Origin of the sequence: Streptomyces sp. M2CJ-2, from assembly GCF_016757295.1 — a bacterium.
GTDB lineage: Bacteria > Actinomycetota > Actinomycetes > Streptomycetales > Streptomycetaceae > Streptomyces.
The window spans coordinates 14,412-27,915 of sequence record NZ_JAESIF010000074.1 but is presented as its reverse complement, the minus strand read 5'-3'; the positions used below and the strand labels follow the sequence as shown (position 1 = coordinate 27,915).

Annotated in this window: 14 protein-coding genes; 1 reads left to right on the top strand and 13 read right to left on the bottom strand. The window is 69.3% G+C overall.

The features are described 5' to 3' along the window. Positions 1 to 435 precede the first annotated feature (435 nt). Entirely contained in the window at positions 436 to 621 is a 186-nt protein-coding gene (locus JL475_RS32735) for a hypothetical protein (RefSeq protein ID WP_202281834.1), read from the bottom strand. Continuing rightward, positions 618 to 950: a hypothetical protein gene (locus tag JL475_RS32730; protein ID WP_202281832.1), complete on the bottom strand. Its 333-nt coding sequence runs from the start codon at positions 948 to 950 to the stop codon at positions 618 to 620. The genes JL475_RS32735 and JL475_RS32730 overlap by 4 nt, the downstream gene beginning before the upstream one ends. A 148-nt stretch (positions 951 to 1,098) precedes the next feature. On the opposite strand from JL475_RS32730, the gene JL475_RS32725 reads away from it, so the two are divergent. Continuing rightward, positions 1,099 to 1,341 (top strand): GntR family transcriptional regulator, encoded by a 243-nt coding sequence (locus tag JL475_RS32725; protein WP_202281831.1) that lies wholly within the window; start codon positions 1,099 to 1,101, stop codon positions 1,339 to 1,341. A 60-nt stretch (positions 1,342 to 1,401) separates the two neighbouring features. On the opposite strand, the gene JL475_RS32720 is transcribed toward JL475_RS32725, so the two are convergent. The 11 genes from JL475_RS32720 to JL475_RS32670 all read right to left on the bottom strand — a co-directional run bounded on the left by JL475_RS32720 (position 1,402) and on the right by JL475_RS32670 (position 13,464). Continuing rightward, positions 1,402 to 1,629 (bottom strand): hypothetical protein, encoded by a 228-nt coding sequence (locus JL475_RS32720; RefSeq protein WP_237408957.1) that lies wholly within the window; start codon positions 1,627 to 1,629, stop codon positions 1,402 to 1,404. A gap of 116 nt (positions 1,630 to 1,745) precedes the next feature. After that, a complete protein-coding gene (locus tag JL475_RS32715; protein ID WP_202281829.1) occupies positions 1,746 to 2,324 on the bottom strand; it encodes a hypothetical protein in 579 nt (192 codons plus the stop codon). Beyond that, the gene (locus JL475_RS32710; RefSeq protein WP_202281828.1) at positions 2,321 to 4,189 is read right to left on the bottom strand and encodes a DEAD/DEAH box helicase family protein; all 1,869 of its coding nucleotides are present in this window, start codon (positions 4,187 to 4,189) and stop codon (positions 2,321 to 2,323) included. Before JL475_RS32710 ends, JL475_RS32715 begins: the two co-directional genes overlap by 4 nt. Positions 4,190 to 4,452: 263 nt before the next feature. Continuing rightward, a complete protein-coding gene (locus tag JL475_RS32705) occupies positions 4,453 to 4,713 on the bottom strand; it encodes a hypothetical protein (RefSeq protein WP_202281827.1) in 261 nt (86 codons plus the stop codon). Beyond that, entirely contained in the window at positions 4,713 to 4,898 is a 186-nt protein-coding gene (locus JL475_RS32700) for a hypothetical protein (protein WP_202281826.1), read from the bottom strand. The genes JL475_RS32705 and JL475_RS32700 overlap by 1 nt, the downstream gene beginning before the upstream one ends. 9 nt (positions 4,899 to 4,907) lie before the next feature. Further along, entirely contained in the window at positions 4,908 to 5,690 is a 783-nt protein-coding gene (locus JL475_RS32695) for an N-acetylmuramoyl-L-alanine amidase (protein WP_202281825.1), read from the bottom strand. A 14-nt stretch (positions 5,691 to 5,704) separates the two neighbouring features. Next, positions 5,705 to 7,510, bottom strand: coding sequence for a right-handed parallel beta-helix repeat-containing protein (locus JL475_RS32690; RefSeq protein ID WP_202281824.1), 1,806 nt, complete (start codon positions 7,508 to 7,510; stop codon positions 5,705 to 5,707). Position 7,511: 1 nt separating this feature from the next. After that, positions 7,512 to 8,447: a hypothetical protein gene (locus JL475_RS32685; RefSeq protein WP_202281823.1), complete on the bottom strand. Its 936-nt coding sequence runs from the start codon at positions 8,445 to 8,447 to the stop codon at positions 7,512 to 7,514. 2 nt (positions 8,448 to 8,449) lie between these two features. Further along, positions 8,450 to 9,631: a siphovirus ReqiPepy6 Gp37-like family protein gene (locus JL475_RS32680; protein WP_202281822.1), complete on the bottom strand. Its 1,182-nt coding sequence runs from the start codon at positions 9,629 to 9,631 to the stop codon at positions 8,450 to 8,452. After that, positions 9,628 to 10,605, bottom strand: coding sequence for a phage tail protein (locus JL475_RS32675; RefSeq protein ID WP_202281821.1), 978 nt, complete (start codon positions 10,603 to 10,605; stop codon positions 9,628 to 9,630). The genes JL475_RS32680 and JL475_RS32675 overlap by 4 nt, the downstream gene beginning before the upstream one ends. Then, positions 10,606 to 13,464 (bottom strand): hypothetical protein, encoded by a 2,859-nt coding sequence (locus tag JL475_RS32670; RefSeq protein WP_202281820.1) that lies wholly within the window; start codon positions 13,462 to 13,464, stop codon positions 10,606 to 10,608. It lies immediately after the preceding gene. Positions 13,465 to 13,504 lie beyond the last annotated feature (40 nt).

The window sequence follows — 13,504 nt, the reverse complement described above, 5'->3', positions numbered from 1 at the left end:
GTGACGGACGGTGCTACGACCCTGCCGTCCCCGTCACCTCTGCGGCTTGACAACCTCATTAGGAGGTCAGGTCAGGGGCCTACATGGTGGGGCGGGTGGGACTCGAACCCACGGCCGACGGATTATGAGTCGCTAGGTATTGCTCCGGGTCACTCTGGCTCACTCCAGTCACTCCGATAATCCCAGGTGGCGAGTGGCTGAGACTCTGGCTCACTCCGAGGATTCCGGCCCCCGTGGGGACCCCCGCTCACGCACCGCTCACGCAATCCCCTCGGGCTGCGTGAGGTCTGACCTGCGCTGATTCCATTGTCTCGCACTCCCCCGCACGCCACAACGGTCAGGCATGGATGCGGCCCCGACCGGCATCGGCGTACCGGTCGGGGCCGCGGCTCCCGCCCATTCCAGAGCACGGGGGAGCGTCGGGGCGGGCGGGGGTCAGTGGGTGCAGCGGCGGATGCGGACGTTGCAGTCGGAGACCCACGTGCCGTCACCCTTGGTGCGGGCGGTCTCCCTCTGGCGGGCCCAGCGCTGGCAGTCGGTGCAGCCGAGTGCGGGCGCCGGGTCGGGGAGCGGCAGGCCCAGGAGCGGCGCGGCCTCCATCGTGTCCTTCGGCGTGGTCACAGCCCGCCCTCCTTGATGAGGCGCTGTGCGGCGACGGCGACCGGGCAGGTGGGGTCCGTCTGGCAGCGTGCGCAGGCGGGGGCGTGGTCGAGGAGCAGCCGGTAGGCGGCCCGGCCGGCGCAGGGAGCGCAGCCGCGGGGCCAGATGCGGGTGCCGTCGGCCGCCGGGCGCTCGCCTGCGTCGCGCGCCGTCTCGGTGGTGAGAGGGATACGGCACCAGGCGCAGGCGGCGCCGCGGCGCTGGGCGTCAGACAGGGTGGAGGCCTCGGGCAGTGGCAGCAGCAGGGCTCTGTCTGTCCGTAAGGCGATGGGGTGCGTAGTCTCCGACATGGCGATGCTCCTCGCAGCGTCGTCCACGCCCCCGAGCCCGGCCAGGCTGCGGGGGTCTTCACTGTGCCGAAGCTACGCCACTTGTCAGGTGTTGTCAGGTGACGTCACACGACGAGAAGCATCGTCGTATGCCTCCTACGGTCGATATATGACCGTGGATCTCGACGGGCCCGAGCCTCTGTACGAGCAGATCGCCGCGGTCCTCGCTGCCCGCATCGCCGACGGCACCTACCTGCCGCGCCGGCGCATCCCGTCGGAGGCTGGGATCGTTGACGAGTTCGGGGTATCCCGGCCGACCGCGCGGGCGGCGGTGCAACTGCTCGTCGAACGCGGCTTGATCCACACAGTGCGCGGCAAGGGCTCCTTCGTCGTCGACTCACCCCAGACATGACGAAATGGCCCCCACCGCCCGAAGGCGGTGGGGGCCGTGCAGGGGCCTGTTGTGTGCCGGTCACGCCAGCCGGTACACGGCCTCGCCCGGATCCGGCCTCTGGATGAGACCGTCGTCGGCCAGGGCACGGAGATTGGTGCGGGCCGCCTTCTCTGCAGCCTCTTGATCCTTCGCCTCATGTTCGGCCACACGCAGCGCCAGTACGGCACGCTGCGTGTCCCACGAGCCACCCAGAGCCTGAATCACCGCGGCAAGCGCCTGCTTCTGCGTCAGCGGCGTATCGGTCATCGCATCCTCCCCATCCGGAATCCGCCACAGCATGGCAGACGAAAACGCCCCCACCACCCGAAGGCGGTGGGGACCGTGGTGCCAGAGACGGTCAGGCGGCGGCCTGGAGGGGGCATCTACTGCTTCTCGCTGAGCAGACGGACCAGCTCTGCGAGATCCTCCGGAGCGAGGTTCTTCCGGAGTGTCCGTGCAACGGTTTCCGGCCGATCGACGGGGACACTCACGGTTTTGGGCCGGAATCCCGCCTGGATCATGGCGGCGTGTGCTGAGAGCCGTCCGGCGAGGACATCGGCGTGCAGCTCGGGCTTGTCTTTGCGGAGCTTGCGGAGGGCCGCAGCCTTTGTGGTGCCCACCGGGCGGGGAACTTCGTTTCTATTAGAAACGAGGTCTGTGCGCTCGCCCTGCCTCCCCACGATGGCCTGGTCCAGGAGATCCAGCGCTTCCGGGTCGGGCAGCACAATCCGCCGTACTAGGTCTACCGAGGCGCCGAGCCCAGCTGTCGGTGGCGTGGTGATGAAGTCAGCGAACCTATCGTGCTGGATCACCTCACCGCGCGGCGTGACGTACTCCCGCCACGCCTCCTCGCGCAGGACACGCTTCACCAGAGCCGGCACGTCCTCGAGGGCGTTGCCGCCGCGGCGCAGCGACGAGCCGAGCGCCTCGACGAGGACCGCATTCGCACTCGCCGTACTCATGCCAGGCTCCGCAGCTTCTTCTCCAGCAGCTCTACCCGCCTGTTCAGCGACTCGAGTGTCGCCGTTGCTGCCGTGTCCTGACACACCCTGTTCAGGTCTCCATGAATGTGCGCGTAGGGCGTGCCCGTAGCGCGGCTGAGCTGGCCAACGAGGCGCTTGATGACGCGGCGGGTGTCGGTCTTCTGTTCGGTGAGCGGAGCCTCGTCCGCGGGCACAGTCGAAGCGGGGATCTTGGCGGTGGTGAGGAGTTTTCCGCCCGTCGCCCTGCGGATGATGGTCGCCACCTGGGCCGGCGTCACGCTGGCCGGCATCCCGGCGTCCTGCGCGTAGTTCTTCGCGCGGAGCAGTTCGTCCTCGGTGAACGACTCCCCGCCGAAGACCGTGGAGTGGTGCAGCGCCTCCGACGAGTCGATGGGCTGGACCAGGTCCAGTTCGAGCATCCCCGAGGCGTTGCCGTCGCGGGGCTGCCGCGCCTTCTTCATCTGCTCGGACAGGACCGCGTCGACGGTGCGTTCGATGTCCTGTGCGTACTTCAGCAGCGGCTGGATGGAGGGGATGAACAGCGTGGCCGTGGTCTCGTCTTCAGCCGAGCGCATACGCACGAAGCGGCCGACGACCTGGCGGAAGAACATCTCCGTCTTGGTCCGTGAGGCGTAGACACCCACGGCGAGACGCTTGATGTCCACGCCTTCGGAGACCATCTGCACGGCAACGATCCACCTCGAGGACGCCTTGGAGAACGCCGTGATGTGCTGCGAGGCGTCCGGGTCGTCCGAGATGGCCACGGTGGTCTTCTCGCCGGTTATCTTGTCGAGGATCGCGGCATACCTCCGGGCCTTGTACTGGTCGGCGGCGATGACCAGGCCGCCGGCGTCCGGTACCTCCTCGCGAAGGATCGTCAGCTCCTCGTTGGCACGGCGCAGCACGGAACCGATCCACTTGCCGTCCGGGTCGAACGCCGACCGCATCGCGTTGGCCAGAGTGGTTTCGTCGGTCTCCGCAAGGTCGGTGGAGACGATCGCTCCGGCGTCCCTCCATCGGACGTTGCCGTCCAGCGCGGGGAAGGCGATGGGGCGCACGACGGTGCGGTCCGCGAGCGCGGTGCCGTAGTCGTAGTTGTAGCTCGGAACACACTTGCGCTGTTCGTCGTAGGTGACGAACGGGATCGCTCGCCCATCGGAGCGGAACGGGGTCCCGGACAGCAGCAGGCGGCGGGCCGCGCCCCCGAATGCTTCCTTGAGCGCGGGCCCCCAGGACAGGTGCTCGTCCTCGCCGGCGTGGTGGACCTCGTCCAGGACGACGAGGGTGCGCTTGCTGGCCGTCATGCGCTTCCACAGGAGAGGCTGTGCCGCGATCGTTGCGTACGTGACAACGACCCCGTCGAAGTCGCGGGCCAGCGTGGTGTTGCTGTTCGCGAACTTGTAGTCGAGCTGCACACCGAAGCCGCTCGCGGCCTGCGCCCACTGCTCCCGCAGGTGAGCTGTCGGAACAACCACGATGATCTTCTGAATGTCGGCACGCTGGATGAGTTTCTGGGCTGCCACGATGGCGAAGGTCGTCTTACCGGCACCTGGTGTCGCTACAGCAAGGAAGTCGTCGTTGTTCTTCAGGAAACGGGTGAGGGCTTCGTCCTGCCAGACACGCAGATCCATGGAGGCGGTGGAACCTTTCTTGAGGTTGCAGGTGGGGCAGAGGGCTTGTCCGTTGGTGACATCGGTGGGCCCGCCAGCCGAGTACGGCTCGATGTGGTCTCCGTGCCAGCCGGGTTCGAGTGGGGTCCCGCAGCGCTGGCAGTTGCCGTCGGCTGCAAGGTAGAGGGCGACGCGTTCAGCCGAGTTGAAGCGGCGGCGCTCGCTGGCCGTCACCGAGGAGATCCGGTGAAGAACGACGCGTGGCCGTGGCTTACGGGATCGGGCGCGATAGAGTCTTTCCGCACCATGGAGCTGTTACCTCCTGCTGGTGCCACGCCCCCGGCGGCCCTATACCGCGCGGGGGCATAGCTATGTCTGGGCATCACCCATGTGGGTGACGCGTACTCATATTACGGTTCGGCACTGACACTTAGGCGTAAAGCGTCTCGGGCATGACGAAAGTGGCCCCGCCCTCCCGAAGGAGAGCGGGGCCGTAGTTATCTGACGAAGAGGGCTATCGCGCCCGTGGCCGCCCCGGCGACACCGGCGAGAACGCCGAGGGTCGGCAGGGGCCAGCGGGCCCGTTCGAGGGTGCGGATCCTCAGCTCGTGGTCGTGCATGTCCGAGCGGATGTCCTTGGTCTCGTCGAGGACACTGTCGAGCTTGACCTCGATGCGGCCAACCGCTTTGGCCAGATCCCTCACCTCCTGGTACGTCTGCGCCGGGCTGATGTACACGCCCGGGTCGGGGGACGTCATCAGGAGTCCTCGAGGGCCTGCCGGTTGGGCACGGCCCAGGTGAAGCCGAGCGCGGCCAGGACCGCGAGGCCGGCCGCCCAACCCTCGGCAGCGGTGACGACGTCGTCGGTGACCGCGACGGACAGGGAGCCGGTGCCCGCGGCCGCCGCGGCGACGATCGCCTTCCACATCTTTGAGATCCGCATGGGGCTACCTCACTTCTTGGGGAGCTTGAGCTTCTGGCCGGGCACGATCGCGTCGGCGTCGGCGAGCTTGTTGAGGCTGGCGATCTCCCGCCAGCGGGCGCCGTTGCCGAGCTTGGCGGCGGCGATGGACCACAGGGTGTCGCCCTTCCGCACGGTGTAGGTGCTGGTGCTGCCGCGTGACCAGCTGGCGGGATGCTGGAGCCGCTCGGCGACGCGCCGGCGGATACCGTTCATGGAGACGCCGCGCGGGTCGATCTTCCCGGGCTGCCACTCGGCGTGGCCGATGACGGAGGTGTCGCCGTCCTTGCCCCAGCCGTGCGCCCGCACCAGCGCGGCGGACGCGCGGACGATCGCCTCGACCTGGACGTCCGGCCAGGGGTCGTCGCCGTCGCCGAGGTTCTCGCACTCGAAGCCGTAGAAGTGCCGGTTGCCGTCGGTGTTGGCCTCGTTGTCGCTGGGCAGGGTCCGTTCGGCGATGACCGCCCGGAGGACGTCGTCGTCGCCCAGGCCCGCGTGGTTGGCGCGGCCGTAGCCGACGAGGTGGACCCGGCCGTCCTTGGTGATGACGCCGTGGCACAGCGGGCCGGGCAGGCCCGCGTAGCCGATGCGGCAGATGTCGACCGTGCGAGCCGAGCCCCAGGTGACGGTGTGGTGGATCATCACGCCGTGCACCGGACCCCAGGGGCCCTTGTGGTTGCGGTTGTGGTCGCGCCAGTCGCCGACCTCGACGACGGTCAGGCCCTCGGTGCGCAGCGCCTTGAGGAACGCGGACGCAGACAGGGGTGTGGCCATGAGACCTCCAGAGATTACGCGGGCTCGAACAGGACGTAGGCGACGGTCGACGTGTCGGCCGCGCTGTCCGAGGTGATGGTGAAGCCGATACCCGGGTCAGAGGCGGCGGAAAGGTGCCCGAGGGTGCCGCCCGCGGCCTGCCGGAACACGGCCACGCGAGTCGTCGCCGTGACGCTCGTGTTGGCGACGGTCACCGTCCCGGCCGCCAGGGTGGCGACACCCATGCGGGCGTTGGCGCCTTCAGCGATCGCGATGCCGCCGCCGGCCGACCCGAGGTTCAGGGCCTTCGCCTGCCCGTCCCAGATGTTCCACTGCCCGCCCGACTGCCCGGACGCGAGCGCAGCGTAGCCGCCCACGTTCAGGTTCCCGGCCACGTCGGTGGGCGGGGCGAATGCGTCGACGGGGGCTGCGGTGGTGCCGGTGCGTTCGGCGATGTTCAGGCCGCGGCGCAGCACTCCGTTGCCGCCGCCGTCGGACCAGCCAGCTTCGTTGGCGTGCAGGAACCCGGAGGCGACGGACACGTAGGTGCAGTCGGTGAACCGGGCCCCGTACTGCGGGCTGTTCTGCTGTGTGCCGTCGTCGTCGGTGCCCGGGTAGCAGGTGACCATGCCGACCAGGACCGGCACAGTGGCGCCGTCGCAGGCGAGACCTGCGTACCCGCCGCCACCCGCGCCGTCGTTGCGGCCGTCGCGACGGGTGTGCAGGTTCTCGATCTGGATCGGCGGGTTGCCGGCCGCGTCGATCAGGACGCCGTTGAAACCGTTCCTGTCGGTGCTGCAGTCGCCGATCAGCATGCCCCCGGAGCCGGTGCCGGTTGCCCAGTCGCCGGTGATGTGGACGCCGTTGTTGCCGTTCCACTCAGCACGGCAGCCGATCATCTGGCTGTTGGCGGCGTTGTTGATCTCGAAGCCGTTGGCCCCGTTACCGATGGCCTGGCAGTCGACGAGGGTGATGTCCGTCATCACCTGCACGGCGAACCCGTGCCAGCCACAGTTGTCGACCATCACCCGGTGACAGCGCCACGAGTAGGGGAAGAACCCCGCGTTGAACTGGGTGTTGATGCCCGCACCGGTGACCTTGCGGATCGTGACGTCGCGCAGCCCGACGTTCTGGATGTTGCCCTTGGCGAGGATTCCGTCCAGGCCCGGGGCGGTGACCGCCGATCCGTCGATCATCACGCTCAGGATGCGGTGCTCGGCCGAGATGGTGGAGTAGCCGCCCTCGGCCTGGTCCAGGAACTTGACGACCGCGTCCCCCACGAACGATGCCAGGGGCTTGATGTAGCACGGCGGGTCGACCAGTCCGACCACCGCCATGAAGTTGGCGTGCGTGCCCATGAGGGTCACGGCCGGGGGGATCGTCAGCGGGGCGCTGGTGCGGTAGGCGCCGGCGGGCAGGTAGACGATGCCGCCCATCGGGCACGCGGCGAGCGCGGCCTGGATCGCCGCAGTGTCGTCGTTGACGTTGTCGCCCGCCGCTCCGTAGTCCCTGACGTTCAGCCAGTCGCGCACCGAACCGGCCGCCGCCTCGCCGCTGTCGCCCGCGTTGCGCGCCTCCATCCAAGCCCGTGACTCGCCGCCCGCGTCCGCCCACATCCCGGTGACCGAGTCCGGTCCCTGGAAGCCGGGGATGAACCCGTGCTCGTCGGCGGTGATCTGGGTGACCGCGGCGCCGGATGCGTCCAGCAGGTCGGTGTACTGGGTGCCCACGTCGGGGTCGTCCCAGAACGTGATGATCGCCCCCGGGGCGACTCCCCACAGTCCGTCGGTGGGCTGGACCACGTAGTCCGCCATGCCGCGCCCGTACTCGTGCCGCGCCATGTCACACCACCCAACTGATGCCGGACATGGGCAGCACGTTCTGCCCCTTGGCGATGGCCGGTTTGTTGGTCAGCCATATCTGGCCAGCCCGGCTGGTGTTTCCCGAGTAGATGATGAACCTCGCGATCTCGACTCCAGTGACGTAGGCCAGGCCGTACTGGTCCCGGGTCGGGTGCCGGTACCTGGCGGGGATCAGCACCGGCAGGCGGGACTCGGTGGTGGCGCCCAGCGTGCCCGCCTCCCGCGTCCAGCTGCCCAGCCGCAGATGCACCGACCCGTTCCGTTCTTGCAGGATGTGCTGCGCGTTGCTGCTCCACGCCGACAGCGGCGAGCCCACATTGATCTCACCGGAATCGGAGTAGATGGTGCGGTCGGTGTTGCCGTCGTACAGCAGCAGCTGCTGGGTGTCCGTCTCCCACTTGACGTCTGCCAGCTGAGGGTTCGGGTCCGTGAGCGCGGTGGACCTGGTGGGCCGGATGCGGGACCCGACGTACCGCTCCCCGCGGGTCACGGTCACGCTGTTGGCCCCGTTGAGAACGCTGACGTTCGCGAGGAGAACCTCGAAGCTGTTGAAGCCTTCGCCGGTCGTCAGGGTGGGCGGGCCGTCCCCAGGGGTGCCCTGCAGGACCACGGCGCGCACCGTCCACGAGGTCCTGGAGAGCCGCAGCACGATCCGGTCGATGCGGGTCTTGCCGCTGCTGTTGGGGGCGATGGCGAGGGTGACGCCGGTGCTGCCGGACGTCCAACCGTGCCCGCGCACGCTGGCGTTCACGTCGGCACGGACCTGCACGGTCAGGCCCACCCCGGCCGTCACGACCGCGGGCTCGGCCGGGTTGCCGTAGACGCCGTTGTCGCTGAACCTCGCCGCCAGCAGCTCGTGTTGGACGTCGGTGACCACCCTGTTGGTGGCCGGGTCCGGCCATGAACTCTGCGCCATCGTTACCTCGCTTCCAGTCGTCCGAGGCGGCGGGCCAGGTCCCGCACGGTGCGCACCGTTGCCGTCGTGGTGGTCTTGTCGCTGTTGCCGATCACGCTGGTGACCAGCTCGCCTTCGTCAGGGCTGGCGGTGAGGCGGATCGTCTGCACGACGTCTGCGATCTCCAGGCCGGTCGGCAGGACGACCGTGACCCTGTCGCCGAGGTCGTAGTCGCGGCCGGCCTGTAGGTCCTCCGTGTCCACCGTCTCGGTGGACAGTGAGGCCTGTGGGTTGTCGGTGCCGAGGGCGAGCGTCCCGGCCTGGGTGAGTTCGCCGTCGGTGTCGTCCTTGCCGGACTCCTCGATGAGCCGCTCCACCCGGTACCAGTCCGCGGCCGCGCCGGAGGTGACCTCCACGTACACGCGCTCGTTGGACGGGTCCCCCGAGGGCGCCTGCTGTTTTGGGTCGTTGCCGCCCTGCACCAGCTCGCTGGTCGCGAGCGGTGCGCCCAGGGTGAAGGCGACGCGGCGCAGGTTGCCCAGGCCGTGGGAGAAGCGGGCCGTGCCAGTGCGGTTGGCCGGCTGATACACGCCGAACCGGATCTCGTTGCCGACCTGGCGGGTGCGGAAACCGAGCCGGTTCCACGCGGCGGCGGTACGGCAGGCGTCCAGGAGCGGCTCGAACCGGGTGGTGAGGGAGCGGAGGGTGCCGACCCCGGCGACCGTGTCGAGGACCAGCTGCTCGATGCGGCGGGCCGCCAGCGCGGACGGCCCGCAGTTCTCCTCGATGAGGGACCGGATGATGAGCTCGGCGTTGACAGCCCTGCGGATCCACCGCGCATCCGACGTCGTGGTCTGCGCCCCGAAGGCCACCGCAGGGTTGGGGTAGGTGAGGTACCCGGCGATCCTGGCCAGGTCGTCGCTGAAGCGCACGGTGACCGTGCCGGGATCAGCATCGGACTCGAGGTCCCAGGTGTAATCCTGCGGTTCCTCCAGCGGGCCCGCGCACCAGATCGCTCCGTCCCGGATGACGACCAGGCGGTTGCCGGGCTGCAGCAGCTCCATGTGCTCCGGCCAGGCTGGGAGCGTGACCTGGCCCGCGGCTGGCTTGTTGAAGTTGAGGTCGCACTTAAGGTCGGTCCAGTCGGAGAGCGGGTCACCGAGCCAGTTCAGGTTCCGGTCGGTGACCAGCAGTTGGATCGTCATGCGGTCTCGTACCTCGGGTAGTACGTGAGGTCCACGGCTGACCCCTCCTCGGCGCCGTTCAGTTGGAAGGTCACCGGCGTTCTGCCCGGGGGGAGGGACCACAGCACGGCCGCCGGCCAGTTCAGGCCGGTCATCAGGTTCTCGTCGGTGGCGGATCGGGCGCGCGGCGGGTCGGTGGAGATGGTGACGGTCTCCCCGGCGAGGAGTGCACCGTGCACGGTGTCGGTCATGTCGAGGGTGAAGCGGGCGCCGGTGTCGTTGCGGGTGAACGTGATCGACGTCGCTGGGCCGGTGATGCGCCAGGTCGGCCAGACGTCGACGGAGCCCGGGTTGGTCACCGTGGTGGCGCCCAGCACCTGGGAGCTGGAGACGGACGGGTAGGGCACCAGGTAGTCGACCTGCGTGCCGGTCTCCCGGTGCACGGTCTGCGGCACGACGTCCACCCAGTACGGGTCCTCGCAGAACAGGGTGAGGACCGCACTGTCCCAGGTGATGCCGGTCGCGACCTGGCCACGGCCGTCCCAGCCCTCGGCGTAGACGACCTCGATGCGGCGGGCGGTGCCGTCCGGGCGGGCCACCTCGAGCATCCCCGGCGAGACAGGCCGGCCGCCCGGGCCCGGCCGCAGCGTCCGGGTGAACGCGTGGCCCACCGCCCGCCAGTTCTCCGTGAAGGCCATGTGGTCGGCGCCCTTGACCAGCAGCGGCCACACGATGGTGCGGGCCTGCGGCTGGACATGCCGCACCCGCGCGCCGCCGCGCGGGTGCGGGTCTGACGTCAGCACATACGGTGCCGCCCCCAGACCCGACACCCCCTCGGCGAGCGTGTACCAGTCCGCGCTCAGGTCGGTCATCGGCCACCGCCCGCCGGCCGGGTCGATGTACGTGATCGACGCGTAGCCGATCTCCGGTATCTCGATCGGCGGCGGGACGTCCGGCACCTCTGGAGCGATGACCGGGGCTGTGATCAGGGGCATTTAGCCTGGCCTCCCCACACGCTGCCGAGCTTCTTCCTGCCGCTGGATCAGCCGCAGGTCGTTGATGTCGATGACGGACTTCCGAGGGTTGACGATGTACGTCACTTGCGACCCTGAGCCCGTACCGGCGGTGGCCGCAGGTGCGGGGGCAGGCATGCCGGGCCGGACCGCGCGGCCCGCCGGAAGACGCCCTTCGTTCAGCGCGTCCATGAAGGCCACGCCGTACCTGGCCACGCTCGCGGCCTTCACGATGTACTCGCCGGTGGACGCCCAGATCGGAATGGAGTCCGACATGCTGGTGCCTGGCCCCAGCAGCAGGCCACCTCCAGGGAAGCCAGGAATGACCGGGCCGCCAGTGGCGTACTTGGAGTAGCCACCCTCACCCTGCTGCGGCCGCCCGGACGTGTTGGCCGCGGCGATCTCCCGCCGCACCGTGGTGACGTGGTGCGTCGTGTACGTGTGCGCCGTCTTCCCGTCGAGGCTGTCCAGCGCGCGCCGCACGGCGGCGATGTTGCTGATGGCGCCGCCGTTCTTCGTGAAGACTTCGGTCCTGCCGTCCGGCAGCTGGCGGGTCTTCAGCCCGACGGCCTCGAGCGCTTTGATCGCCGCGGCGTTGAGCGTCTCCACCGTGACGCTCTTCGCCCCAGGGGTCTTGCGGATCTCGTCCTGCACGGCGCGCAGGCCGGTCATGGCGTCCTGCCGCTCGAGCTTCACCGCGGTCTTGATCTCACCGGGCGTGCCGAGCAATGTGTTCACGTACTCGCGGGCCTGGGCGTCCGTCATGCCCGTGCTCTCGGCCAGCCGCAGCATCTCGCCCCGCAGCTGGTCGGACTTCTTCGTCATCGAGCTGAGGGAGTCGCCAGCCGCCAGGCCGGCCGCCATCATCTCGTCGTGAGCCTTCGCGGCCGCCGACATGGCCTGGCCGTTCTTCCGGCCAGCCTCGGAGCTGATGTCGAGCGTCGCCCCGTTCTCCTTGAACGCTTCGGTGAGCGCGTCGATGGACGCCTCGAACTGGATCTCTGAGTCGTAGGCAGACCGGTTGGCGTCGTTGAGCGCCATGATGCTCTGCCGCAAACCCTCGGCGCTCTGGGCCTGCGCGTCGAGCTGCTGCTGCACCTTGATGGCCTGGTCGCCGAAGACGCCCATACTCTGGGCGGCGATCTTCTGCTCGAACGCCTGCGCGGCCAGCGCCTCCTTGTACTTGTCGAGCTCGCCCGTGAACTTCGCGACCTGCTCGGCGTTCATGCCCTTGGTCATGGCCTTGACTGCGGCCGCTGCCTGCTCGGCCTTGCCGCCGCTGACCAGGTCGGCGAGCCCCTGGTCGATCGACTCCATGCTCGCGGTGAACTCCTCCATGGAGTCACTGGCGTCCAGCATCCCGTTCGTGATGTCGGCGCCCCAGTTGTCGATGCTGTCGGCCACGCTGGGGTCGATGACCTTCTGGATCTGCTCGCGCAGCTTCCCGAAGTCCTTGCCGAACTGCTCGGCCACGTACCCGGTGGCCTTGCCGGTCCGGCCGAGCTCTCCCAACGACGTGGTCAGCTTGTCCACGTCCGGCGCGGTGCTACGCCCTGACTGCGACAGCTCCGCCAGAGCGATCACCAGCAGGCCGATGCCGGTACCGGCGATGGCGAGTTTCGCGGTACGGCCCAGCGTGGCGATCGCCGCGCTGGTCGCAGCGAGCGGCCCGGGCGCACCAGCCGCCGCCGCGCGCATCGCACCGATCTGCACAGCGAGCGCGGCCGCGGCCGCCGGCGCCGCGCCGCCGGCGGCCGCGGCGAGCTTGACCGCCTTGATGGCGATGGCCAGCTGCAGCAGCAGGGCGATCGCGTCCGGCGGCACCGCAGACACGATCCCGGACAGGGCGTTGATGACGTCGAGCATGCCGACACCGACACCGCTGCCCGCTTCGAGCACGGTGATCAGGGCTTCGCCGACGTTCTCCAGCGTGTCCCAGACGAGGGGCCCGTTCTCCTTGGCGTAGTCGAAGAACGCGGCCAGGCCGCCGCCGTCGTACTCGCCGCGGCTGAGCTTGTCCAGGAACACGGTCAGCTGGTCCACGCCGCGGCGCATGGTCCGCTCGGTGAAGTCGGTGAACCGGTTGTTCAGCCGGTCGAAACCCGGTGTGTTGATCGCCCCGCCCGCCAGGGTGATCAGTCGGTCGAACTGCGTGGATGCGCCCTTGACCAGGCCCGTCGTCTCGGGCAGCAGGCGGTTGGTGACGGCGACGCCCTTAACGAACGGGCCCATGACGTCACCGGCCAGCGAGTCGGACCAGTCCTCGAAGCCGTCCGCGAGCAGGCCGACGGCGACGGCCGCCTCGCGGGTGGCGGGCGGCATCGTCGCGAGCTGCCGCTGGTACTCCTGCTGCGCCTTGGCTGCTTCCTGGCTGCCCCGCCCGGAGGCGGCCACGGCCTGCTCGTACTTCTCCTGCGCGTCCCGGGCCTCGCCGATCTTGCCGATCTGCGGGCCGAGCGCCAGGGCGTAGACGCCGGCCGCCACGGCGACCGCACCGAACTGGCCGGCGAGCGCGGCCGCCGACCCGGCCAGTCCTGCGGTTGCGGGGATCGCCGCCGGCGCCAGGCTGATGAGGTTGGCCTTGATCGCGTCGCCGAGCTTGTCCGCTTCGCCGGACAGCGCGGTGAAGCGGCGCCGGACGATGTCCGTCCGGTCGCCGAGCCTCCGCTGGGCCTCGTCCACCGACACGAACCGGCCCTGCAGGTCGCGGAGCTGGCCGTCGCTGTCGGCGGTGATGCCGGCCATCCGCAGCCGCAGCCTGTCCGCGCTGTCGGCGGTCCCGTTCAGGACCCTGGACAGTTCATCGCGACCCGCCAAAGTGAAGGTGAGACGCTCAGCCATGACGGCTCACCCCCTCGTCATCGTGTGGCGGCGTAGTGCT

Bases quoted from the DNA above. Each gene is read 5' to 3' on its own strand.
- JL475_RS32730 (WP_202281832.1), bottom strand. From the start codon at position 950: ATGTCGGAGACTACGCACCCCATCGCCTTACGGACAGACAGAGCCCTG.
- JL475_RS32725 (WP_202281831.1), top strand. From the start codon at position 1,099: ATGACCGTGGATCTCGACGGGCCCGAGCCTCTGTACGAGCAGATCGCC.
- JL475_RS32720 (WP_237408957.1), bottom strand. From the start codon at position 1,629: ATGACCGATACGCCGCTGACGCAGAAGCAGGCGCTTGCCGCGGTGATT.
- JL475_RS32715 (WP_202281829.1), bottom strand. From the start codon at position 2,324: ATGAGTACGGCGAGTGCGAATGCGGTCCTCGTCGAGGCGCTCGGCTCG.
- JL475_RS32705 (WP_202281827.1), bottom strand. From the start codon at position 4,713: ATGACGTCCCCCGACCCGGGCGTGTACATCAGCCCGGCGCAGACGTAC.
- JL475_RS32700 (WP_202281826.1), bottom strand. From the start codon at position 4,898: ATGCGGATCTCAAAGATGTGGAAGGCGATCGTCGCCGCGGCGGCCGCG.
- JL475_RS32695 (WP_202281825.1), bottom strand. From the start codon at position 5,690: ATGGCCACACCCCTGTCTGCGTCCGCGTTCCTCAAGGCGCTGCGCACC.
- JL475_RS32690 (WP_202281824.1), bottom strand. From the start codon at position 7,510: ATGGCGCGGCACGAGTACGGGCGCGGCATGGCGGACTACGTGGTCCAG.
- JL475_RS32685 (WP_202281823.1), bottom strand. From the start codon at position 8,447: ATGGCGCAGAGTTCATGGCCGGACCCGGCCACCAACAGGGTGGTCACC.
- JL475_RS32680 (WP_202281822.1), bottom strand. From the start codon at position 9,631: ATGACGATCCAACTGCTGGTCACCGACCGGAACCTGAACTGGCTCGGT.
- JL475_RS32675 (WP_202281821.1), bottom strand. From the start codon at position 10,605: ATGCCCCTGATCACAGCCCCGGTCATCGCTCCAGAGGTGCCGGACGTC.
- JL475_RS32670 (WP_202281820.1), bottom strand. From the start codon at position 13,464: ATGGCTGAGCGTCTCACCTTCACTTTGGCGGGTCGCGATGAACTGTCC.